Here is a 21,460-nt window from a genome sequence, read left to right as displayed (position 1 = left end):
AAACTCCGGAGGGTTGGCAGGTCTGGGACCTCGTCGGCCGTCTCGGCGGCCAGCTGCGTGTTCTGCCCGGCGCGGTGATCGGCTGGGACATGTCCGCCGCACTGGCGCTCGGGGACGCCCTCGGCGTGCCGCCGCTCGCCATGGCCGAACTGCTGCCCGTGATCGAAGCGGTGATGGTGGCCAAACTCAACGAACAGATGGAACGCCCCAATGGCTGAAAAACGCGTCAGCGTCCGCCTTGCGGCGGTCGGTGGTCGGCAGGTGCGTGCCGAGCTGGAAGGCGTCGGCGAGGCCGGCGCCCGAGGTTTCGGACGGCTGAGCCGGGAAATGGAAGCTGCCAACGCCCGGCTCGCTGCCTTCTCGCGGCGTGTCCGGGTCGCGGCAGCCGCTGCCGTGGCCGCCGCTGCCGCTGCAGGCGTGGCGATGGTCCGCTCCGGCCTTCAGATCGTCGATGCGCAGGCCAAGCTCGCACAGTCGCTTGGCACCACCGTCGCCTCGATCCAGACGCTCGAGCGCGCGGGCGAGCTGGCGGGCGTGTCGATGTCCGGCATCGAACAGGCCACCAAGGATCTGACGCGCCGTCTGAGCCAGGCGGCCGCCGGGACCGGCCCCGCCGCCGATGCGCTCGACCGGCTGGGGCTCTCGGCCAATGAGCTGATCGCCCTGCCGCTGGACCAGCGGGTCGGCGCCATCAACGCGGCCATCGAGAACTTCGTGCCCGCCGCCGAGCGAGCAGCCGTGGCGGGGCAGCTCTTCGGCGAGGAAGGCTCCATCGCGATGAGCCGGATCGACACCGCTACGCTGCGCCAGGCGACGGAGGATGTCCTCGCCTTCGGTGTAGTCGTCTCCGAACAGGATGCCGACCAGATCGAGCGGACGAACGACGCCATCTCTCGGCTTGGGCTGATCTGGCGTGGGCTCTCCAACCAGCTGGCCGTCGCCGCAGCCCCGGCACTGGAAGCCGTCGCCAACGCCATGGCGGCGGTGGCCAGCCGCACTGGCCCGCTCGGCATCGCGATCCGCGTTCTCTTCGACAATATCGGCCGCCTGACAACCTATGCCGCCACCTTCGCCGCGTTCCTCGCGGGTCGCTGGGTGGCTGGCATGGCCGCTGCAGCGCTCTCCGTACGCGGCCTCGCCACGGCGCTTGTCGTGCTGCGCGGGGCGCTGATCCGAACCGGCATCGGCGCCCTGATCGTCGGCGCGGGCGAGCTTGTCTATCAGTTCACCCGGCTCGTCTCCGGTGCAGGCGGCTTCGGCGAGGCGATGTCGCTGCTGAAAGACCTGGCGGTCGAGGTCTGGGAACGCATCAAGATGGGTGCGGCGGGGGCGGGCGCGGCCGCCACGGCGATGTTCTTCGACCTGAAGGCCGACGCCGCGTCGGGCATGCAGAGCGCCATCGAGAGTGTCGTCGGATTCGGCAATACCGCGGCGAACACCTTCGAAGGCGCCTACGACGCGATCAAGGCGATCTGGGGTCTGCTGCCCGCCGCCATCGGCGATCTGGCGTTCCAGGCCGCGAACAGCCTGGTCGATGGCGTGGAGGCGATGCTGAACGGCGTGGTCTCACGCATCAACGGCTTCATCGGCGGCATCAACGAGGGGCTTGAAGCCCTAGGGTCGGAGCGGCGCATCTCGCTGGTGCCGGACCTCGATCTCGGCGAGATCGAGAACCGCTTCGAGGGGGCAGCCAGTGCCGCCACGACGGCGGCGCAGGTGGCGTTCGACCGGGCGTTCGAGGACAACCCGCTGACCGCGCCCGATCTCGGCCTGACCGAGGCGGCGAACCGCGCGCTCGAATCGGCGAACCTCTACCGGGGCACCGCGCACGATCTGGCCGAAGGGGCCCGCGCGCCGCTCGAAAGCTGGCAGGCGCTGCGGGATGCAGTGCGTGGCACCGACGAGGACGGCGCCGATGCGCTGGCCGAGGCCACGGCCGCGGCGGAGCGGTTCGAGACCGCGCTCGACAGCGCCGGACAGGCCGCGACCGATGCCGGTGCCGCTTCAGGCGCCGCTGCTGCCGCAGCCGAGCCCAATGTGGAGACCGCGGTCACCGGATGGCAGGCGGTTACGGCCGCGCTGTCTGATTACGCCAGCAAGGCCCGCGAGATCGGCGGCGACATCGGCCAGAGCCTGGTCGGCGCCTTCCAGTCGGCCGAGAACGCCGTTGGCGATTTCGTCCGGACCGGGAAGCTGAACTTCCGCGACCTCGTCACCTCGCTGCTGGCCGATCTCGCCCAGCTGGCGGCGCGGCGGTTCATCCTGGGGCCGATCGCCAATGCGCTCTCCGGCGTATTCTCCGGGGCGGGCGGCATCTTCGCCAACGTCCTGCACGCGGGCGGGATAGTCGGCTCCGCTGGCCCCTCGCGCTTGGTTCCGGCCATGGCCTTCGCCGCTGCGCCTCGGATGCACAGCGGCGGCATGGCGGGACTTCGCCACGACGAGGTGCCCGCGATCCTGCAGCGGGGCGAGCGGGTGCTGTCGCGGCGCGAGGCGCAGAGCTACGGCGCGGGCGGGGTCACCGTCACCATCATGGCGCGTGACGCCGAGAGCTTCCGGCAATCCCGCACACAGGTTGCGGCCGACATCGCCCGTGCGGTCTCGCTCGGACGCAGGGGGCTCTGAGCCATGGCGTTTCACGAGGTCCGGTTCCCGGACGACATCAGCCGGGGCGCACGGGGCGGGCCGGAGCGGCGCACGCAGATCGTCGAGCTCGCCTCAGGCGACGAGGAGCGCAACGCCAGCTGGGCCAACTCTCGCCGCCGCTACGACGTCGCCTACGGCATCCGCCGCGCGGACGATCTGGCGGCGGTCGTCGCCTTCTTCGAAGCGCGCAACGGCAGGCTCCACAGCTTCCGGTTCAAGGATTGGGGTGACCACAAGTCCTGTCTGCCTTCGGGCACACCGGTGCCGACCGACCAGCTCATTGGCACCGGCGACGGCGCGACGACCACCTTCCAGCTGGTGAAGCGCTACGCCTCCGGCGCGCAATCCTGGACGCGCACCATCGCCAAGCCGGTGGCGGGCACCGTGCGCATTGCGCTCGGCGGGGTCGATCAGCCCTCCGGCTGGTCGGTCGACACGACAACCGGCCTCGTCACCTTCAGCGCCGCTCCGGGCGCTGGCGTCGCGATCACCGCGGGCTTCGAGTTCGACGTGCCCGTCCGCTTCGACACCGACGTGCTCGACGTGACGCTCGACCTCGAGCGGCTCGGCTCGATCACCTCCATTCCGCTTCTGGAGATCCGGCGATGAACGACACCGGCAGCTTCGTTGCGGCCGTGCTGCGCGAGCTCGCGGCCTCGACCGCCGTGATCCTCGCCGCCTGGGGCGCGCTCGGGGGCGCGACGAACGCACTGACCACGAAGATGCGGCTGCGCGAAGCGCTCCGGCATATCCTGCTCGGCGGGCTGATCGCCGCCGGGATGGGCAGCCTCTCCATGGCCGTGATCACCGCCTGGCTCAGCCTTCCGCCCGAAGCGATCCCCGCGGGCGGGGCGGCGGGCTCGGCCGCCTATCTCGTCGGGGTCTTCGGCCCGGCCTTCATCGAGATGCTGCTCGCCCGACTGCGCCGCGCCAACGAAGGCGGCGGCGATGAATGAGCTTTTCCGCCTTGCGCGGTCCCTCCGCTGCGACCTGGCCGACCCTCGAGCGGCCTTTACCCATCGCCTGCGCGTCGGCCTCGCCGTCGCGGCTCTGATCCTGATCCTCTCGCTTCTCCGGTAATCCCATGCACATGACCGACCGGGGCCTCTTGGCCCTCGTCCGGCACGAAGGAATCGTGCCCGGGCCCTATCTCGATGTGAAACAGGTCTGGACCTTCGGCATCGGCCACACCGCCGCCGCCGGGCCGCCCGATCCGGCCACGATGCCGCGCGGTATGCCCGCCGATCTCGACGCCGGGATCCGCGAAGCGTTCCGGGTTTTCCGGGCCGACTTGGCTGCTTACGAGGCCGCCGTCCTGCACGCCGTGACGGTGCCGCTCAAGCCGCACGAGTTCGATGCGCTGGTCAGCTTCCACTACAATACCGGTGGCATCGCGAAGGCTGCGCTGACCCGACATCTCAATGCCGGAAATCGCCTTGCAGCCGCCGACGCTTTTCTGAACTGGCGGCGACCGGCGGCGATCATTCCGCGGCGGGAAGCCGAGCGCGACCTGTTCCGCCACGCCCGCTATCCCGGCGGCACGATCCCGGTCTGGTCCGTGGACAGCACGGGATGCGTGGATTTCTCGCAGCCTGTCCGGCGGCTGGCGGAGAGCGAAGCGCTGGCGCTCCTGCGGCCCGCGCAGAGCGATGCCCCAGTCACCCCACCGCCGAGCGGCTGGCTCGCCCGGCTGGCCGCCTTCTTCTCCAACCTGATCCGGAGGGCCTGATCCCATGCGCTACGTCCGACCCAATTCCATGACCTGGTGGGCGGGCCTGCTCGCCATGCTCACCGGCATCGCGTCGCTCGCACTGCCCGCGACCGGACCCCTCGCCGAGCTGTCCCGCCTGGTCGCGCTGCTCGCCGGCAGTGGCGACGCCTCGCCCGCGGGGCTCATGTTCCTCGGGCTCGGCCTAATCGGCCTGCGGGACCGGATCGAGCGGGGGTTCCGCGGCGATGCTTGAGTTCTTCGCAGGTCTGATTGTTGGCGGCTGCCTCGGCGTCTTCGTCATCGCCCTCTGCGTGGCCGCAGCCCGCGGAGAGCGGGACGATGGCTGAGCTCCTGATCTGGCTGGTCGCGGCGCTAGCCGCGGTTGGAGGTGTCGTCCTCGGTCGGGTCTGGGGGCGCACGGAAGGGGAGCGCGTGGGCAAACGGGAGGCGGAACGCGATGCCATGCAAGACAAGAACGAGCGCGTCGAGCGCGGGCGCGACGCGGTTCGCGATGGCCGCGGCGCTCACGATCCTGCTGACCGGCTGCGCCGCAACGATGGGCGCTGGTGATGCGGGCTGTGCCTCCTATGCCGAGGCGCGGCTCGCCCGGCCTCCTGCCGAGACTGTCGCGGAGGTGCCGCCGGACTGGGCGGACTGGATCGCCGATCTGGACGACCGCATGACGGGAACCTGCCGATGAAAACCCTCTCGCACGGCTTCCAGGCCCATCTCGACGACGGCACAACAACTCTTGCCTGGTGCTGGCGGATCACCCGCGTCGACGGCGTGAGCTTCGGCTTCACCGATCACGACCGGACGCTCAGCTTCGATGGCACGGACTTCGAACCCGAGAGCGGGCTCACTGCGTCCGAGGTGCGCTCGGGCTCGGACCTCTCGGTCGACGCGCAGGATGCCGAGGGTGTGCTGACCTCGGACCGGATCACCGAGACCGACATTCTCGACGGCCGCTGGGACAATGGAGAGGTCGAGGTCTGGCGGGTGAACTGGACCGATACGAGCCAGCGCGTGCTGATGCGGCGCGGCGCCATCGGCCAGATCCGGCGCGGGCGGCTGGCCTTCGTTGCCGAGGTCCGCTCGCTTGCGCATGTGCTCGGCCAGACGGTCGGGCGGACTTTCCAGGCGACCTGCGATGCCGCGCTCGGCGATGCACGCTGCGGCGTCGATCTGGAGGGCCCGGCCTACAAGGGCACGGGCGCAGTGATCGATCTGCTGCGCGACCGGTCCTTCACCGCCTCGGGCCTCGGCGGCTTCGCCTCCGGCTGGTTCACCTTCGGCACGCTGGACTGGACGAGCGGAGCGAACGCCGGACGACGCACCGAGGTTTTGGGCCATGACGTGACGGACGGCATCGCGGTGCTGACGCTGCTCGAGGCGCCGGTGCGGTCCATCGCCGACGGCGACGCCTTCACCATCCGCGCGGGCTGCGACAAGCGGATCGAGACCTGTGGCGCGAAGTTCGCCAACACCGCCAACTTCCGCGGCTTCCCGCACATCCCGGGCCAGGACACAGTTCTACGCTACGCCACGAAGGATGGCGGGCATGAGGGGTCCGTGCTGTGACCTCCGCCGATCCCACCCGCGTCATCGCAATTGCGCGCTCCTGGCTCGGCACGCCGTATCACGATCAGGCCAGCCTGCGCGGCATCGGCTGCGACTGCCTTGGGTTGGCGCGGGGCGTCTGGCGCGAGGTCGTCGGCCCCGAGCCGTTCCCGATCCCGCCCTATAGCCGCGACTGGGGCGAGACCGGCCCCCGCGAGGTTCTAGCCGAGGGTGCGCGGCGGATGATGATCGAGATGCAACCAACGGCAGCCGGTCCCGGTGCGCTGGTCCTGTTCCGCATGAAGCCTCGCGCCATCGCCAAGCATGTCGGGATCCTGACTGGTCCCGACACCTTCCTCCACGCCTATGAGCGGCTCGGCGTGATCGAGGAACCGCTCACCCCATCCTGGCGGCGGCGCATCGCCTTCGCCTTCCTCTTCCCGCAACGCTGAGACCCCGACATGGCAACGCTTGTTCTCGGTGCAGCCGGCGCCGCCATCGGCGGTTCGATCGGCGGGGCGATCCTCGGCGTGAGCGCCGCGACCATCGGCGGCTTCATCGGCTCGAGCATCGGCTCGGTCGTCGACAGCTGGATCATCTCGTCGCTGGCGCCGACCCAGCGCATCGAGGGCGCGCGGCTCGACACGCTGCGCATCACCTCGGCCACCGAGGGCGCGGTGATCCCGCGGCTCTATGGCCGGATGCGGATGGGCGGCAACATCATCTGGGCGACCGATTTCCGCGAGGAGACGAAGACCACGACGCAGGGCGGCGGCAAGGGCGGCGGGGGCGGCAAGGTCAAGACCACCGAGTATCTGTACTACGCCAGCTTCGCGGTGGCCTTGTGTGAAGGCCCGATCACCGGCATTGGCCGGATCTGGGCCGACGGCAAGCCGATGGACCTCTCCGGCGTCACCTGGCGCTGGTATCCCGGCGACGAGGCGCAGACGGCGGACCCGTTCATTGCGGGGAAGATGGGCGCAGCCAACACGCCCGCCTATCGCGGCACCGCCTATGTCGTCTTCGAGGAACTGGCGCTTTCGACCTACGGCAACCGCCTGCCGCAGCTGTCCTTCGAAGTCTTCCGGCCGCTCGCCGATCCCGACACCGCCGAGGGGCTTACCCGCGCCGTCACCATGATCCCCGCCTCGGGCGAGTTCACCTATGCAACGCAGGCCATCCGCAAGACCGATGGCGGCGCGACGGTGCCCGAGAACCTGAACGCGCTGGCAGACACCACGGACATGGTGGAGGCGCTGGACCGGCTGCAGGCCATGGCCCCGGCGGTCGAGAGCGTCAGCCTCGTGGTGGCCTGGTTCGGCGACGACCTTCGCGCGGCATCGTGCAAGGTGCGGCCCGGCGTCGAGGTGTCGGCCAAATCGACCACGCCCGCCAGCTGGTCGGTGAACGGCGTCAGCCGCGCCAATGCCTTTCTGGTCAGCCGCGACGATCAGGACCGCCCCGTCTATGGCGGCACGCCGTCGGACTTCGCGGTGGTGCAGGCAATCCAGGAGATGAAGGGGCGCGGGCTGCGGGTTACCTTCTATCCGTTCATCCTGATGGACGTGCCGCCCGGCAACACGCTGCCGAACCCGTATTCCGACAACGCCGCCGAGACCGGCCAGCCGGTCTTCCCCTGGCGCGGCCGGATCACCTGTTCGCCTGCGGCGGGCTACGCCGGGACCGTGGACAAGACCGCCACGGCGGCAAGCCAGGTCGCGGCGCTGTTCGGCACGGCGACGCCCGCCAGCTTCAGCGTCGCGGGTCAGTCGGTTTCGTGGGCAGGCACGCCTGGCGACTGGGGCCTGCGGCGGATGGTGCTGCACTACGCCCATCTCTGCGCGGCGGCAGGCGGGGTCGATGCGTTCCTCATCGGCACCGAGATGCCGGGGCTGACAACGATCCGCTCGGGCGCCAGCGCCTATCCGGCGGTGCAGGCCTATCGGGACCTCCTCGCGGATGTCCGCTCGATCCTCGGGTCCGGCACCAGGATCGGCTATGCGGCCGACTGGAGCGAGTATTTCGGGCACCAGCCGGGCGATGGCAGCGGCGACGTGTTCTTCCACCTCGACCCGCTCTGGGCCGATCCGGAGATCGATTTCGTCGGGATCGACAACTACATGCCGCTGTCGGACTGGCGCGACGGGTTCGAGCACGCGGATGCGGCCGAGGGCTGGCCCGCGATCTACGACCGGGCCTACCTGCAGGGGAACATCGCGGGGGGCGAAGGCTTCGACTGGTTCTATGCCAGCGCGGCGGATCGCACCGCGCAGGTGCGGACCCCGATCACTGACGGCGCGGCGGCCAAGCCGTGGGTCTTCCGCTACAAGGATCTGCGCGCCTGGTGGTCGAACGCGCATTACGACCGGCCGGGCGGGGTGGAGAGCGGGACGCCGACGGCATGGACGCCGCAATCCAAGCCGATCTGGTTCACCGAGTTGGGCTGTCCCGCCATCGACCGGGGCACCAACCAGCCCAACGTCTTCTTCGACCCGAAGTCCTCGGAAAGCTTCACGCCGCATTTCTCGCGGGGCTGGCGCGACGACGCGATCCAGCGGGCCTATCTCGAGGCGACGTATCTCTGGTGGGGCACCCCGGCGAACAACCCACTCTCGTCGGTCTACGGTGGCCGGATGGTGCATGTGCCCGAATGCGCCGCCTGGACCTGGGACGCGCGGCCCTATCCGTTCTTCCCGGCGCTGACCGACGTCTGGACGGACGGCGCGAACTGGCGGCTCGGCCACTGGCTGACGGGGCGGCTCGGGGCGGTGTCGCTTGCCGCGCTCGTGCGGCACCTCTGCCTGCGCGCCGGGCTGCCCGAGGACCGCATCGACGTCACCGGGCTTTGGGGCGCGGTCGAGGGCTACGCCATCACGGCGCTGGAGAGTCCGCGCGCGTCGATCACCACGCTGTCGCGCCACTTCGGCTTCGACGCCGTGGAGACCGAGGGCGTGATCCGTTTCATCATGCGTGGCCGGGCGTCGGTCGCCACGTTCGATCCCGACGATCTTGTGGCCGCCCGCGAGGGCGACGTGCTGGAACTGACGCGGGGCCAGGAGACGGAACTGCCGCAGGCGCTGAAGTGGCAGGTCGCCCGCGCCGACGAGGATTACGACGCGGCCCTCGTCGAGGCGCGGCGCATCACCGTCGACACGACACGGATCGCCTCGGAGAGCTTCCCGATGGCGGTGCCGCCCGAGGAAGCCGAGCGGCGCTGCCGCCGCGCGCTGATGGAGGCGTGGGTGGGGCGCGAGACGGCGGCATTCCGTCTGCCGCCCTCGCGGCTCGCGCTCGATCCGGCGGACCCGATCCGGCTCGCCCATGACGGGCGGCTGGTCGACCTGCGGCTCGTCTCCATCGCCGACGCGGAGGCTCGCGGCATCGAGGCGGTCCGCCAGGATCGCGCGACCTACGACCTGCCGCCCGGCGATCCCCGCGCGGCGTCGCTGACGCGCGCCGTGGTGTTCGGCGCGCCGGACGCGGTGCTGATGGACCTGCCGCAGCTGACCGAGGACCAGCCCGCGCATCGGCCGATGGTCGTCGCGCATGCGGTTCCCTGGCCCGGCGAGATTGCGGTGTTCCGCAGCCCCTCGACCGATGGCTTCGAGCTGCTGACGACGTTCGGCAGTCGCGCCCGGATTGGCCAGCTGGTCTCCGACTTCTACGCGGGCCCCACCTCGCGCTTCGATTTCGGAAATGCGCTTGTGGTCGATCTGCTCACCGGCACGTTGGAAAGCGTCACCGACCTGACCCTGTTCGGGGGCGCCAACGCGCTTGCCATCGAGAGCGCGCCTGGGGTCTGGGAGATCGTGCAGGCCGGCGCGGCCGAGCTGCTCGCGCCCGGTCGATATCGGCTCACCCGGCTTCTGCGCGGACAGCGCGGCACGGAAGGTGCCATGGGCAACCCGGCGCCCGCCGGCGCGCGGGTGGTGGTGCTGGACGACAGCCTCGCGTCGCTGCCGATCGCCGAGGCCGATCTTGGCATCCCGTGGAACTGGCGCATCGGCCCGGCCAGCCGCCCGGTCAGCGACGAGACCTATGTGGCGCAGACCTTTACCCCCGCGGGCGCGGGACTGCGGCCCTTCTCTGTCGCCCATGTCGAGCAGCCGTGGCGTCGCCCACGCACGCCCGGCGATCTGACCATCCGCTGGACGCGCCGGTCCCGCGCTCTTTCCGCCGACAGCTGGGGCGGGCTGGAGGTGCCGCTGGCGGAGGAACTGGAAACCTACGAGGTCGAGATCCTCGACGGCGCGGCCGTGAAGCGGGTGCTGAGCGCGGCCACCACCAGCGCCGTCTACACCGCCGCCCAGCAGAGCGCCGACTGGGGCGCGCCGCTCGCCCCCGGCGACACCGTCAACATCCGCATCTACCAGCTCTCCGCCCTCGTCGGGCGGGGCGCGCCGAAAACTGTCACGCTCACGTTCTGAAAGCCAACCCATGTCCGACGCCACCACCCATCTCCTGCTGCCCCATATCCTGGCGGCGCAGGCCCAGAAGCACGTCACCCACAACGAGGCGCTGCGGATCCTCGACGGGCTCGTTCAGCTCTCTGTTATCGATCGGGACCTGGCAGCACCCCCTGCGAGCCCCGCCGACGGCGACCGCTACATCGTCGGCTCGGGCGCGACAGGCGACTGGGCCAGCTGGGACCTAAACGTCGCACTCTGGACCGATGGCGCCTGGCTCCGCCTGCCCCCACGGACCGGCTGGCGGGCGTGGGTCGAGGACGAGGGGCTGCTGCTGGTCTATGACGGGTCAGGTTGGGTAGGAACCACGCCGGCCGCGCTGCAGAACCTTGCGCTGCTGGGACTCGGCACGACGGCCGATGCGTCGAATCCGTTCTCGGCCAAGCTGAACGCGGCGCTCTGGACCGCGAAGACCTTGGCCGAGGGCGGCACCGGCGATCTGTTCTACACCATGAACAAGGAGGCTGCGGGCGACGATCTCGGCCTGACGCTGCAGACCGGCTTCGTGACCAAGGCGCTGGTGGGGCTGTTCGGCTCGGACAGTTTCCGGCTCGCCGTCTCCGCCGACGGCAGCACCTTCTTCGACGGGCTGAGCGTCGACAACGCGAACGGCATCGTCGATCAGCCCCGGCTGCCGCGGTTCAAGGCGTACACCAACTACGACAACTATGTCGGCGTAGGAACCTGGACGAAGATCGGCCTGAACAACACCGACTATAACGATCAGGGGGCGTTCGACGCCGCGAACAACCATTTCGTGGCGCCTTCGGATGGCACCTACCTCTTCGGCGCGACGCTGCTTTACAAGATCAACGCCAGCGCCACGGCCCGCATGCGCGGGCGGCTCGTGCTGAACGGCACGACGGAAATCCGCGGCTCCCTCGGCGAAATCTCCGCCACCCATGTCTCGCTAGCCACCGCGATCTGGCTGCAGACCATGGTCCCGCTCACTGCGGGCGACACCGTCGAGTTGCAGGGGTATTTCCGGGTCGCGGACGGCTACTTCGCGGCTGACCACACCTCGTTCTGGGGCGCGAAGATCGGCTGAGCGGCAACAACGGGATTGCACACGCCCCTTTGACCTGTGCGGCGCTAGCGGAAAGAAATGCCTTGAAGCTCTAGTTGGTGGAGGTTGCATATCGAGACACGAAAGCGCTGCTCGTGCCTCGCGAGCCTGCGCAAATGCCCAGAACAAAGGCTGCCAAATGCTGACAAGACGACACTTCGTTCGATCAACCACAGCGCTGTTTTCAGCGTCGGTCTCCGGCCCACTCCTCGCCGATACCTGGCCCACCGAGGCGCAGAAGGCTGCCTGGGATGCACAGGTGACGCCTCCAAATTATGTCCCCGAAACCTCCAATCCTTGGGGTCTGCACCCGCGGTTCCTGCCGCAACGAGTCGTCGCGAAGGACGGTCTCGTACCGGGAGATATCCATGTCGATGCGGTCGCGCGATATCTCTACCATATCGAGGAGGGTGGAACCGCTATGCGTTATGGCGTGGCGATCGGGCGTGGCGACCTCTACGAACCGGGTATCTATACGATACAGCGCAAGGTCGAGTGGCCGCACTGGACCCCGACCCAGAACATGATCGAGCGGGAACCGGAGATTTATGCGCAGTTCGAGGGTGGTGTGGAACCCGGGCCCGAGAACGCGCTCGGATCGCGGGCCATGTACCTCTACGTCGGGGATCGCGACACATATTTGCGGATTCACGGTACCCCGTTTCCGCAAAGTATCGGCAGCCGAGCCAGCTCGGGTTGCGTCAGGATGGTGATGGCGCACATCAACAGTCTCTATCCACGTGTCGAGATCGGCTCGACGGCGTATCTCTATTCGGCGGAAGGCAGCCTTGCGGCACCAGAGGTTGGCGACCTGTGGTGATGCGCGCCGAGCGACGGATGCTGCCGTTCGCATTCGTCAGGCCTGCGCCTGCCGACAGATAGCCGCTCCGTTTCTTGCCCGAAGTGGCAGGAGCGTTGTCTCGACCTGACCGCGATGCTCGTACCAGTAACACCCGTCGTCAGGCAGCAGGCGGACGGTTGAGAGATCCTGACCGTCCGCCGCCAATTCGAGAACGATCTCGGGAACGCCGGACTCGGGTTCAGTGGCAGGCAACTGGCCGACCTCCTGCGAGCCGCAGCTTGCGGTCAGAAAGAGTGCGACGACAGCCATCTTCATCCGTGTCCGAGTAATACTCAGCATTGTTGTTCCTTCCGCTTATGCCACTCCTCGCGACGGTTTTCATGGGTAGTGCTAAAACCGCACGGATCACCGCACTTTCTAGCAAAAATACAAACTGAAATACCACCGTATTTTGCTCTTGAAGCTCTAGCTACTGTAGGGGCTATGTCATGGTGATGCACCCGAATCCAGAGGTCCATTCATGCCGTCCGACACCCATCACCACGATCACGATCATGCCGAAGACGACCAGGCAAACGGCGGCAACTGTTGCGGGAGCGCGGGAACGTGCGGCGACATCGAGCCGACGACGCCCGCGCCGACGGGCGGGCGCAGTTTTCAGGTGTCCGGCCTCGATTGCGCCGAGGAGGTCGCGATCCTGAACAAGGTGGTTGGCCCGAAGATCGGCGGGGCCGAGCATCTCGCGTTCGACGTGATCAATGGACGGATGACTATTCTCGACAGCGCCAAGAGTGTATCGGACGGCGAAATTGCAGAACTGGTCGCAAGCACCGGCATGACCGCCAAGCCCTGGGATGCCGAAAACGCGTCGGTCGACCAGGCGGCCCATCTTGCACGACAGCGGCTGTTTACGGCGCTCAGTGGCGGCTTCTGGGCCGCGGGATTTCTGTGGCACATCATCGAGACCGGCATGGGGGGGGCACTCGGCCTCTTCGCAGGGCACGGCGAAGCGCCGATGCCACTGGTCGAGGCAGGGCTATTCGCGGTTGCGATCCTGTTCGGTGTCTGGCTCGTGGCACCCAAGGCATGGTCGTCCGCACGGAGGCTGTCGCCCGACATGAACCTGCTGATGGTGGTCGCGGTGGCCGGTGCCATAGGGCTTGGCGAATTCTTCGAGGCGGCGACGGTTGCGTTCTTCTTCTCGCTCTCGCTCTACCTCGAAAGCTGGAGCGTCGGGCGTGCGAGGAATGCGGTCTCGGCGCTCTTGGATCTTGCACCACCGACGGCGCGCGTGATCCGCGAAGACGGAAGCGAGGCCGACGTTCCGGCGGCTCAAGTCGCCGTAGGCTCAAGCTTCATAGTACGCGGTGGCGACCGTATCCCCCTCGATGGTGAGGTGACGGACGGCGCGGGCGCGGTCGATCAGGCGCCAATCACCGGAGAGAGTGCGCTGGTCCCAAAGGAACGAGGCGACGAAGTCTATGCCGGCACGATCAACGGCGAAGGCACATTGACGGTGCGCGCCACGAAGGCCGCCTCGGACACCGTCTTGGCCAAGATCATCCGCATGGTCGGCGACGCCCATGCCCGCCGCGCGCCGGTGGAGCAATGGGTGGCGAAGTTCGCCCGCATCTACACGCCTATCGTCATGGCTCTCGCCATTGCAATTGCCCTGCTGCCGCCGCTCATTTTCGGTGGGGCCTGGGATTATTGGTTCTACAATGCACTCGTGCTGCTAGTGATCGCCTGCCCGTGTGCTCTGGTCATCTCGACACCGGTCTCCATCGTCGCCGCACTCACCTGTTCAGCGCGGGCCGGAGTGCTGATCAAGGGCGGTGCATATGTTGAGGCACCGGGCAAGACCACTGCACTGGCCATGGACAAGACCGGCACGATCACCATGGGCGAGCCCGAGGTGGCGGCGGTGCATCCGCTGGGTAGAGCATCGGCGCAGGATCTGATGACCCTCGCCGCGGGGCTCGAGGCACGTTCCTCGCATCCCTTGGCGCGCGCCATTCTCGCGCGGGCAGAAGCCGACGGCATCAAGGTGTCCGCCGCAGAAGATACCCGAACCGTTCCTGGTAGGGGACTTGAAGGACGCACTGACGGCCGGTCGATCTGGCTAGGGTCGGACCGGTTTGCCGAGGAGAAGGGTTTCGGTGACGCCATTCCGAAGGATTTGCGCGACCGCATCGAAGGGGCTGGCAGCACCCTTGTTGCCGTGGGCGACGACACCGGCGTGACCGGCATCCTGGAATTGCGCGACCGTATCCGCCCCGACGCCAAGGGCATCGTGGCACAGCTCCACGCGCAAGGCGTGAAGACCATCGTCATGCTGACGGGCGATAACGAGCGGACGGCGCGCGCCGTTGCAGCCGAGGTCGGCATCGACGAGGTCCGCGCCGAGCTTCTGCCCGAAGACAAAGTGACAGCCATCGAAGAACTGGTCGAAACGCATGACATGGTGGCCATGATCGGCGACGGGGTGAACGACGCCCCCGCCATGGCGCGGGCGCATTACGCCATCGCGATGGGTGCTGTTGGTTCGGACGCGGCAATCGAGACTGCGGATATTGCCCTGATGACCGACGACCTTGGCAAGGTGCCTTGGCTGATCGGTCATTCGCGCCGGACAATGTCGATTATCCATCAGAACATCGGTATTTCCTTGGCGACCAAGGGCGTTTTCGTTGTCGCTACCGCGTTTGGAGTGGCATCGATGTGGGGCGCTATTGCAGCCGACGTAGGAGTGTCATTGCTGGTGGTGGCCAACGCCCTGCGCCTGCTGAACAGCCAAGAGGCCAAGGCGCCTCCGTCCGGCGGTGAACAGGTTGGTCCACAGATGACAAAGGCCGCGCTTGCCCATGCACATTGATCACGCAGCATTTGCAAGGTACCGTAATATCCATATCCGACCTCACCAAAGAGGCATGAGCAGTGAAAACCATCCGATTTCCCCGCCGCGCCGTCCTGTTGGGCGGGTTCGCAGCGTTTTTGTCCGGCTGTGCCAGCAAGTTCCGCAGCTATGGCGGACCCGAGGTGACCCGTGTTCGGCTTTATAAGGGGCAGCGCTTGCTTGTTCTCGACGGAGCCGATCGCGTATTGCAAACCTATCCGGTCGGGCTGGGTTTCGCTCCTGAGGGTCACAAGCAATTCGAGGGAGACGGCCGGACCCCGGAGGGCACCTACATAGTCGATAAGCGCAACCCTGAAAGCACTTATCATCTTTCGGTTGGCATCTCTTATCCGAATGAGGCCGACATCGCTTTTGCCGAGGCGCAGGGCCGATCCCCCGGGGGCGACATCTTCATCCATGGTGGTCCACGACCCGGCATCGACCCAACGGACGTCCGCGACTGGACAGCTGGCTGCATCGCGGTCACAGATCGGCAGATCGAGGACATCTATGCAATGGTGAAGGACGGAACACCTATCCACATCTTTGCATGACGGTGTTTCTCATGCGGCGGTAGCGCGCCGTCGCATTGGTCGCCGTTGCCCAGCTCCACGAAGCCAAGATGAGCGCCAGCAGCATCCAGTCCCCGAAGCTCGCGTAGAGTGTCGGCGGTCGCGCGGAGGGCAGGCTAGCGTCGATGATGCCCGTTTCGCCGGTATCGAGCCGCGCAACGATCTCTCCGCTCGTGTCGATGACCGCAGAGATGCCCGTATTCGCGGCTCGAATGACAGGAAGGCCTTCCTCTACGGCGCGCATACGTGCGGAAGCCAGATGCTGCTCAGGTCCGATGCTGGTGCCAAACCAGGCGTCGTTGGTTGCGTTGAAGATCCAGTCTGGCTTGAACAGGTCGTCGACCACATGGCTTGGGAAGATGATCTCATAGCAGATCGCTAGGGCGACCAGCGGCACACCCGGAAGCGCAAGCGTTCGCGGGCCCGGTCCGGGCGTAAAATCGCCCAGACCCGCCGTGAGCCGCTCGATGGGCGACCAGCCGCGGAATGGCACATATTCGCCGAAGGGTACGAGATGATGTTTCGCGTATCCGGTCAGGATTCTGCCGGTCGCGCCAAAAGCCTGGACCGTGTTGAAATATCGGGTGCCATCTTCGCTCGGTACACGGTCCGGCACACCGGTGAGCAGCACCCTGCCGTCTGGTAGCGCAGCGGCAATGCGATCCCGTGCCTCCGTATCCTCATCGAGGAAACCCGGAAAGGCGGTTTCCGGCCAAAGAAGAACGTCGAAATCGCCGGGCTGGGTTGAAAGCTCAAGATAGCGCGCGAAGGTCGCCTCGCGGTTCTCGGGCGCCCATTTCTCCTCTTGTGGAATGTTGCCTTGGACGATGCGCAGGTCGACACCGGGTGGCTGTTGTGCATCCGACTGGAGGCGAAGCGTGCCGACAGCCCACATCGTCGCGATGCCCGCCAGCGCCATGAGCGAAACGGTCAATCGTTGCCGCCCGGACGCCATGACAGCCGCGCCGGGAAGTGCCGCGACGAACACGGTGAGAAAGCTTAGCCCATAGCTTCCGACCCAGGCGGCGGGTTGGCGAGGAGCGGCGTAATCGACCAAAGCGTAGCCGGCGAGGTTCCATGGAAAACCTGTCAGAACGTGACCGCGCAACCACTCGGCCACGGTCCAGGAGGTCGCGAACAGGAGGCAGGCCAAGAGACTGCCCATGGCTCCACGCCGCGCGATTTCGGCGAAAAGCGCGGCGGCAATGGCCGGGAAAATCGCGAGACCTGCGGACAATCCCGCGACGGCCGGGATCGCCATCGCCCCGAACCGCTCGGCCTCGACGTAGAAACTCTCTGCAATCCACGAAATCCCGAAACCGAACTGGCCGAGACCAAACGCCCAGCCGACGAGGAAAGCGCGCCCGAAGGAGAGATCGCGAAGCCCGACAAACAACGCGGAATAGGCAACGGGAACAAGCAGGAGAATCGAAAGAGGCGGGAAAGTCAGAACCGTCAGCGCCCCGGCGGCGAAACCAAGCGTCATCCGCGAAAGCAAACAGGGGCGCAGAGCGATGCGGTTCAGAATTTCCGTCTTCACGACTTGATCGGACGCCGCGCGCTGATCCATGGCGCGGCGAGCAAGAGCCCTACGCCACTGACGACAAATACATCGGCCATGTTGAAGGCAGGCCAATGTGTTGTGCCAATGTAGAAATCGAGAAAGTCTGTTACAGCCCGATAGCGCACACGATCGATGACATTGCCCAGCGCTCCGCCAATGATCGCGCCGTAGGCAAGTGTTTCGGCCGCATTTTCGACGCGAAACAGCATGACAGCAAGCCAAACACAGATGGCAAGAGCGAGAGCGGTGAGGCTCCACCACGGCGCGCCGCCCAGCATCCCGAAAGTCACGCCGTCATTACGAGAAAAGACGAGGTTGAATCCCGGAAACACGGAAATCCCGGCGCTAAAAGTGGCGGCATTCGCAACGACAATGGCTTTGGTGATCTGATCGATTGCGAACGCAGCAAGCGCGGCAAAGACGCCGATCACTTTGGGTAGTGACATTGCCTCACCCCAACCAGACATCGAGAAACAGCATCAGAACGAGCCCGACAGCCAGGCCGAGCGTCGCCCTGTTCTGATAGCCGCTGCGATGGGTTTCGGGGATAATCTCGTGGCTGATGACGTAGAGCATTGCGCCCGCGGCAAAGGCCAGTCCCCATGGAAGCAGCGGTTCCGACAGTGTGATGATGCCGGCCCCGAGCAGACCGCCAATCGGCTCGACCATGCCAGTCAGCGCCGCAATGCCCCAGGCGCGCAGCTTCGGATATCCCTCGCCCAGCAGCGACACCGCGACGGCCAATCCTTCGGGCGCGTTCTGCAAGCCGATGCCGATGGCGAGTGGGAGGCCACCTTCCATGCCACCGGAACCGAACCCGACCCCGACCGCGAGACCCTCGGGAAAGTTGTGGATCGTGATCGCGATGATGAACAGCCAGACCCGCCGCAATGACGCCGCTTCGGGCCCTTCGCGTCCCGTCTTGAAATGCTCGTGCGGCAGCTTTTCGTTCATCAGGGCGACAGCCCCCATGCCCAGAAGGATCGAGACGCATACGATGGCCGCAGGCATCGCGCCGTTCTCGAACATCGGCTCTGCGGCATCTAATGCCGGGATGATCAGCGAAAAGAACGAGGCTGACAGCATGACACCGGCAGCGAAGCCGAGCGACAGATCGCGCGTGGCCCGGGACGGGATGCGCCCGAACAGCACGGGAGCTGCTCCGACTGCCGTGAGCGAACCGGCGGCGAGACTTCCGAGAAAGCCGAGCATTATCGGGGACAGATTTTCCATGGGCGGGCCAGATTATCCTTCGGCGTAGCTTGAAAAGACTTCCGTCGACCCGTCCTCGCGGATGAGGAAGACATCATAGGCTTCGCGGTCATCTTCAGGCCCCATACCGGGCGAGCCATAGGGCATCCCCGGAACGGCGAGGCCTACGGTGTCCGGGCGCTCCTCGAGAAGGCGGCGGATGTCAGCGGCCGGGACATGGCCCTCGATCACGTAGCCATCAATGACCGCGGTGTGGCAGGAGACCATGCGCTGCGGCACGCCGTTGTCGAACTTGAAGCGAACCAGCGATCCACCGAACATGTCCTGGCCCGTCGGCGCAAAACCGTTTTCTTCGAGATGGTTCATCCACGAGAGGCAGCAGCCGCATCCGTTCGTCTTGCGGACGTCGATCGCCGTTGCCTCTGCGAGGGCCTGTGCCGCCGGGAAAAGGGCGAGCGTGATGGCCAGAGCTTGGGTCATGCGTTTCATGGATCAGAGCCTTTCGGTTATCGTTTCGGCAATCTCGCTGCCGAGGTTTTCATTCAGAAGCGCCCGCGCCTCGGCCAGACGCGAGAGCGCGGCGGTATCATCCGCTTCGCGCTCGGCTGCTTCGGCGAGCCGGTCGTCAGAGAGGGGGTCAGTCGGGCGCCCATCCACGAGCACCTCATAGTGCAGGTTCGGACCTGTCGCCGTGCCAGTCGCGCCGACGCGGCCGATCACGTCTCCCGCCGCAACGCGTTGGCCTTGTGCCAAGTCTTCCGGCACGGCGCTCAGATGCGCGTAGCGCGTCATGGTGTCGGAGCCGTGCAAGATTTCGACCACGCGACCATATCCGCCGCGCCAGCCGATGAAATTGACCCGCCCCGGTGCCGTCGCTTGAACCGGTGTCCCACGTGCCGCTGCGAAATCGACGCCGGTGTGCATCCGGACGTTGCCAAAGACCGGATGCGTGCGGCGTCCGAACACCGAGCTCAGGCGCGCACCCTCGACCGGCTGTGCGAAGACGCGCAGCACCTCGCCATCGACGTAGATCGTCGCCTGACCGCTGCCGTCGTCCGGCCATACGATCTCGTAAAGCGAACCGCCGATCTCCAGTGCGGCGAAGGCGAGTTCGGGCTGTCCGATCCTGTCCTCGCCGACCCGCGCCTCACGCCAGAGAAGCCTTAGTGCTTCGCCGCCGGCCATCTCGCGGCGGAAATCCACGGTCCCACCCAGCATCTGCGCAAGGTCCACGGAAAAACGGGCGGGTATGCCGGCTTCGTCGAGTGCCGCGAAGATCGAGCTGTCGATCACGGCTTTGCCGGCAAGGGTTACGATTTCCGGATCCGGAGTCACGACCTGTGTGGACAACTGCTCGCCGAAAATCACCTCGATCCGAACCCCGTCCTCGACGGCAAGTGAGACGGTGCGGGGGCTGCCGTCCATGGTCGAAGCGACAGTGACCGAGTGCCCCGGCCGCAGCCGTCGCAGATCGTATTCCGCGCCAAGCGCGAGGGCAACTTCGGCTCTGTCAGAAGCCGCAAGTCCAGCTTCGGACAGCAAGAAATCGAGCGTCTCGCCTGGTAAAATGTCGCGCGACCACGTCGACAGCGGTGGCTCGATCGCCCTTACCGGCCTGTCGGCAAACGCGACCTGCAGAAGGGGCAGCGGGCTGAGGTCGGATGCATCGTCTGCCCATGCCGCCGCGGGCAGCATCACGGGGATGTCAACGTTCTGGGGGGCTTCAGGACCTTGGGGCATCCAGCTACCTGCCTGGGCAAGTTCCGGCGGCACGGGTTCTTTCGACAAAAGATCGGAGATCGCGATAGCTGCCCCGGGAACTGTCCCCGCAATTGCGACACAAGCCGCCAAAGTTCTGAGCCTCATGTCGCCCCCTCCATTTCTTCTTCCAGCGCGCGGCGAATTTTCGGCACCGCGAATTCTCTGGGTTCGTGATAGTCGATCATGGTGACGAACCGCCCAGAGGCTGCGAACAGGAAGACGCTCGCGCTGTGGTTCATCGTGTAATCGCCGCTCTCCGTCGGCACCCTTTCGTAGGTGGCGTGGAAGCCGTCCGCGACGCGCGCTATCTGCTCCTCCGGCCCCGTCCAGCCGCGAATCGCCGGATGGAAGTAGCCGACATATTCGGCCATCGTTTCGACAGTGTCGCGCTCGGGATCGACCGTGATGAAAACCACGTTCATCTCGTCGGCCTCGTCTCCCAGATCGTCGAGCCATCCCGAAATGTCCGAGAGCGTGGTCGGGCAGACATCGGGACAGTAGGTGAAGCCGAAGAACGCCATCGTCGGTCGCCGGATCAGGGTTTCCGGCCCGACCGCGTTGCCCTCATGATCCGTCAGACGGAAATCCATCGCGGTCAGAGCCACAGGCCGCTGCCCGATAGGCTCAGGTCCACCGGGGCCATCGACCTGCCACCAACCGGCAAAGAGCATCAGGGCGACCACCCCGACACCAGCCGCGCCGTACCCCAGGATCGCCCGTCGCCGCATCAGTCCTCCGGCCCCCGCGCGGCGATGCCGAGGATCGTCACCTCGACCGTCACTTCGCCTCCGTCGTCGAAAAGCAGGGTCAGCGGAAAGGTTTCCCCTTCTGTCATCGGTTCTTGCAGCCGCATTAGCATTGCGTGCAGGCCCCCCGGTTCGAGCGCGACGCTCTCGCCCGGGGCGATCGCGATTTCCCCCGCCGGGCTCATGGAACTCACACCCTCGGCATTGGTCTTCGTCTCGTGAATTTCGGGCATCATCGCGAGCGGTGTTGTAAGGCCGATCAGCGTCACCGGCTCGTCGCCAGTGTTGCGGATCGTCATGTAAGCGGCCCCGGGACGGTTCACCCCGATGGAGGCGCGGGACCACGCGTTCTCGACGACAACATCCTCGGGTGCGGCCAGCGCGGGCACTGAGAGCCCTCCAAGGGTCAAAAGCGCCGCCAGTGTGCTGGTCAAAATATACTTTTTCATCGTTTTGAT

At 66.6% G+C, this 21,460-nt stretch carries 23 protein-coding genes; 15 read left to right on the top strand and 8 right to left on the bottom strand.

Annotated elements, in window-relative coordinates; genetic code table 11:
* Nucleotides 1-89: 89 nt before the first annotated feature.
* The 13 genes from JHW45_RS06440 (at nucleotide 90) to JHW45_RS06380 (ending at nucleotide 12,269) form a co-directional block, all read left to right on the top strand.
* On the top strand, nucleotides 90-218 hold the full coding sequence (locus JHW45_RS06440) for a DUF7697 family protein (RefSeq protein WP_255453286.1): 129 nt from the start codon (nucleotides 90-92) through the stop codon (nucleotides 216-218).
* A complete protein-coding gene (locus JHW45_RS06435) occupies nucleotides 211-2,625 on the top strand; it encodes a phage tail tape measure C-terminal domain-containing protein (protein WP_272860086.1) in 2,415 nt (804 codons plus the stop codon). The genes JHW45_RS06440 and JHW45_RS06435 overlap by 8 nt, the downstream gene beginning before the upstream one ends.
* Nucleotides 2,626-2,628: 3 nt before the next feature.
* Nucleotides 2,629-3,255 carry a DUF2460 domain-containing protein gene (locus JHW45_RS06430; protein ID WP_272860085.1) on the top strand — a complete coding sequence of 209 codons (627 nt, stop codon included), beginning with the start codon at nucleotides 2,629-2,631 and terminating at the stop codon, nucleotides 3,253-3,255.
* Entirely contained in the window at nucleotides 3,252-3,602 is a 351-nt protein-coding gene (locus tag JHW45_RS06425) for a hypothetical protein (protein ID WP_272860084.1), read from the top strand. Before JHW45_RS06430 ends, JHW45_RS06425 begins: the two co-directional genes overlap by 4 nt.
* Nucleotides 3,595-3,726, top strand: coding sequence for a hypothetical protein (locus JHW45_RS06420; protein WP_272860083.1), 132 nt, complete (start codon nucleotides 3,595-3,597; stop codon nucleotides 3,724-3,726). Before JHW45_RS06425 ends, JHW45_RS06420 begins: the two co-directional genes overlap by 8 nt.
* 4 nt (nucleotides 3,727-3,730) lie before the next feature.
* Entirely contained in the window at nucleotides 3,731-4,375 is a 645-nt protein-coding gene (locus JHW45_RS06415) for a lysozyme (RefSeq protein ID WP_272860082.1), read from the top strand.
* Nucleotides 4,376-4,379: 4 nt separating this feature from the next.
* The gene (locus JHW45_RS06410; RefSeq protein ID WP_272860081.1) at nucleotides 4,380-4,610 is read left to right on the top strand and encodes a hypothetical protein; all 231 of its coding nucleotides are present in this window, start codon (nucleotides 4,380-4,382) and stop codon (nucleotides 4,608-4,610) included.
* 86 nt (nucleotides 4,611-4,696) lie between these two features.
* A complete protein-coding gene (locus tag JHW45_RS06405; RefSeq protein ID WP_272860080.1) occupies nucleotides 4,697-4,927 on the top strand; it encodes a hypothetical protein in 231 nt (76 codons plus the stop codon).
* A gap of 126 nt (nucleotides 4,928-5,053) precedes the next feature.
* Entirely contained in the window at nucleotides 5,054-5,938 is an 885-nt protein-coding gene (locus JHW45_RS06400; protein ID WP_272860079.1) for a DUF2163 domain-containing protein, read from the top strand.
* Nucleotides 5,935-6,369 carry an NlpC/P60 family protein gene (locus JHW45_RS06395; protein ID WP_272860078.1) on the top strand — a complete coding sequence of 145 codons (435 nt, stop codon included), beginning with the start codon at nucleotides 5,935-5,937 and terminating at the stop codon, nucleotides 6,367-6,369. Before JHW45_RS06400 ends, JHW45_RS06395 begins: the two co-directional genes overlap by 4 nt.
* Before the next feature lie 9 nt (nucleotides 6,370-6,378).
* Nucleotides 6,379-10,344: a baseplate multidomain protein megatron gene (locus JHW45_RS06390; protein ID WP_272860077.1), complete on the top strand. Its 3,966-nt coding sequence runs from the start codon at nucleotides 6,379-6,381 to the stop codon at nucleotides 10,342-10,344.
* A gap of 10 nt (nucleotides 10,345-10,354) precedes the next feature.
* A complete protein-coding gene (locus tag JHW45_RS06385; protein WP_255330494.1) occupies nucleotides 10,355-11,431 on the top strand; it encodes a DUF2793 domain-containing protein in 1,077 nt (358 codons plus the stop codon).
* 157 nt (nucleotides 11,432-11,588) lie between these two features.
* Nucleotides 11,589-12,269, top strand: a complete 681-nt coding sequence (locus JHW45_RS06380; protein WP_090735029.1) for a L,D-transpeptidase — start codon at nucleotides 11,589-11,591, stop codon at nucleotides 12,267-12,269.
* A gap of 36 nt (nucleotides 12,270-12,305) precedes the next feature.
* Here JHW45_RS06380 and JHW45_RS06375 read toward each other — a convergent pair whose 3' ends face one another.
* Complete coding sequence (locus tag JHW45_RS06375; protein ID WP_040610620.1) at nucleotides 12,306-12,590, bottom strand: hypothetical protein; 285 nt, start codon at nucleotides 12,588-12,590, stop codon at nucleotides 12,306-12,308.
* A 181-nt stretch (nucleotides 12,591-12,771) separates the two neighbouring features.
* On the opposite strand from JHW45_RS06375, the gene JHW45_RS06370 reads away from it, so the two are divergent.
* Nucleotides 12,772-15,126 carry a heavy metal translocating P-type ATPase gene (locus tag JHW45_RS06370; RefSeq protein WP_272860076.1) on the top strand — a complete coding sequence of 785 codons (2,355 nt, stop codon included), beginning with the start codon at nucleotides 12,772-12,774 and terminating at the stop codon, nucleotides 15,124-15,126.
* A 62-nt stretch (nucleotides 15,127-15,188) separates the two neighbouring features.
* On the top strand, nucleotides 15,189-15,701 hold the full coding sequence (locus JHW45_RS06365; protein ID WP_040611036.1) for a L,D-transpeptidase family protein: 513 nt from the start codon (nucleotides 15,189-15,191) through the stop codon (nucleotides 15,699-15,701).
* On the opposite strand, the gene lnt is transcribed toward JHW45_RS06365, so the two are convergent.
* From lnt to JHW45_RS06330, 7 genes are read right to left on the bottom strand one after another with little or no spacing between them, the layout of a single operon-like run.
* Entirely contained in the window at nucleotides 15,682-17,289 is a 1,608-nt protein-coding gene (gene lnt / locus JHW45_RS06360) for an apolipoprotein N-acyltransferase (protein WP_119001072.1), read from the bottom strand. The genes JHW45_RS06365 and lnt overlap by 20 nt on opposite strands.
* Complete coding sequence (lspA, locus tag JHW45_RS06355) at nucleotides 17,256-17,714, bottom strand: signal peptidase II (protein WP_090735086.1); 459 nt, start codon at nucleotides 17,712-17,714, stop codon at nucleotides 17,256-17,258. Before lspA ends, lnt begins: the two co-directional genes overlap by 34 nt.
* A 19-nt stretch (nucleotides 17,715-17,733) precedes the next feature.
* Nucleotides 17,734-18,516, bottom strand: coding sequence for a ZIP family metal transporter (locus JHW45_RS06350; RefSeq protein WP_101498978.1), 783 nt, complete (start codon nucleotides 18,514-18,516; stop codon nucleotides 17,734-17,736).
* 12 nt (nucleotides 18,517-18,528) lie between these two features.
* The gene (locus JHW45_RS06345; RefSeq protein WP_119001073.1) at nucleotides 18,529-18,984 is read right to left on the bottom strand and encodes a DUF411 domain-containing protein; all 456 of its coding nucleotides are present in this window, start codon (nucleotides 18,982-18,984) and stop codon (nucleotides 18,529-18,531) included.
* Nucleotides 18,985-18,987: 3 nt separating this feature from the next.
* Complete coding sequence (locus tag JHW45_RS06340; protein WP_119001074.1) at nucleotides 18,988-20,361, bottom strand: M23 family metallopeptidase; 1,374 nt, start codon at nucleotides 20,359-20,361, stop codon at nucleotides 18,988-18,990.
* Nucleotides 20,358-20,984, bottom strand: coding sequence for an SCO family protein (locus tag JHW45_RS06335; RefSeq protein WP_119001075.1), 627 nt, complete (start codon nucleotides 20,982-20,984; stop codon nucleotides 20,358-20,360). Before JHW45_RS06335 ends, JHW45_RS06340 begins: the two co-directional genes overlap by 4 nt.
* Nucleotides 20,984-21,451: a copper chaperone PCu(A)C gene (locus JHW45_RS06330; protein ID WP_119001076.1), complete on the bottom strand. Its 468-nt coding sequence runs from the start codon at nucleotides 21,449-21,451 to the stop codon at nucleotides 20,984-20,986. The genes JHW45_RS06335 and JHW45_RS06330 overlap by 1 nt, the downstream gene beginning before the upstream one ends.
* Nucleotides 21,452-21,460: the final 9 nt, after the last annotated feature.

This window comes from Paracoccus stylophorae (genome assembly GCF_028553765.1).
Taxonomy (GTDB): Bacteria; Pseudomonadota; Alphaproteobacteria; order Rhodobacterales; family Rhodobacteraceae; genus Paracoccus; species Paracoccus stylophorae.
This window is presented reverse-complemented; position numbering and strand designations above follow the sequence as displayed.

Coding starts and splice junctions, on each gene's coding strand:
- JHW45_RS06415 (WP_272860082.1), top strand. CDS start 3,731: ATGCACATGACCGACCGGGGCCTCTTGGCCCTCGTCCGGCACGAAGGA.
- JHW45_RS06335 (WP_119001075.1), bottom strand. CDS start 20,984: ATGCGGCGACGGGCGATCCTGGGGTACGGCGCGGCTGGTGTCGGGGTG.
- JHW45_RS06410 (WP_272860081.1), top strand. CDS start 4,380: ATGCGCTACGTCCGACCCAATTCCATGACCTGGTGGGCGGGCCTGCTC.
- JHW45_RS06380 (WP_090735029.1), top strand. CDS start 11,589: ATGCTGACAAGACGACACTTCGTTCGATCAACCACAGCGCTGTTTTCA.
- JHW45_RS06425 (WP_272860084.1), top strand. CDS start 3,252: ATGAACGACACCGGCAGCTTCGTTGCGGCCGTGCTGCGCGAGCTCGCG.
- JHW45_RS06400 (WP_272860079.1), top strand. CDS start 5,054: ATGAAAACCCTCTCGCACGGCTTCCAGGCCCATCTCGACGACGGCACA.
- lnt (WP_119001072.1), bottom strand. CDS start 17,289: ATGGATCAGCGCGCGGCGTCCGATCAAGTCGTGAAGACGGAAATTCTG.
- JHW45_RS06375 (WP_040610620.1), bottom strand. CDS start 12,590: ATGCTGAGTATTACTCGGACACGGATGAAGATGGCTGTCGTCGCACTC.
- JHW45_RS06345 (WP_119001073.1), bottom strand. CDS start 18,984: ATGAAACGCATGACCCAAGCTCTGGCCATCACGCTCGCCCTTTTCCCG.
- JHW45_RS06340 (WP_119001074.1), bottom strand. CDS start 20,361: ATGAGGCTCAGAACTTTGGCGGCTTGTGTCGCAATTGCGGGGACAGTT.
- JHW45_RS06430 (WP_272860085.1), top strand. CDS start 2,629: ATGGCGTTTCACGAGGTCCGGTTCCCGGACGACATCAGCCGGGGCGCA.
- JHW45_RS06420 (WP_272860083.1), top strand. CDS start 3,595: ATGAATGAGCTTTTCCGCCTTGCGCGGTCCCTCCGCTGCGACCTGGCC.
- JHW45_RS06370 (WP_272860076.1), top strand. CDS start 12,772: ATGCCGTCCGACACCCATCACCACGATCACGATCATGCCGAAGACGAC.
- JHW45_RS06435 (WP_272860086.1), top strand. CDS start 211: ATGGCTGAAAAACGCGTCAGCGTCCGCCTTGCGGCGGTCGGTGGTCGG.
- JHW45_RS06405 (WP_272860080.1), top strand. CDS start 4,697: ATGGCTGAGCTCCTGATCTGGCTGGTCGCGGCGCTAGCCGCGGTTGGA.
- JHW45_RS06330 (WP_119001076.1), bottom strand. CDS start 21,451: ATGAAAAAGTATATTTTGACCAGCACACTGGCGGCGCTTTTGACCCTT.
- JHW45_RS06350 (WP_101498978.1), bottom strand. CDS start 18,516: ATGGAAAATCTGTCCCCGATAATGCTCGGCTTTCTCGGAAGTCTCGCC.
- JHW45_RS06440 (WP_255453286.1), top strand. CDS start 90: ATGTCCGCCGCACTGGCGCTCGGGGACGCCCTCGGCGTGCCGCCGCTC.
- JHW45_RS06385 (WP_255330494.1), top strand. CDS start 10,355: ATGTCCGACGCCACCACCCATCTCCTGCTGCCCCATATCCTGGCGGCG.
- JHW45_RS06390 (WP_272860077.1), top strand. CDS start 6,379: ATGGCAACGCTTGTTCTCGGTGCAGCCGGCGCCGCCATCGGCGGTTCG.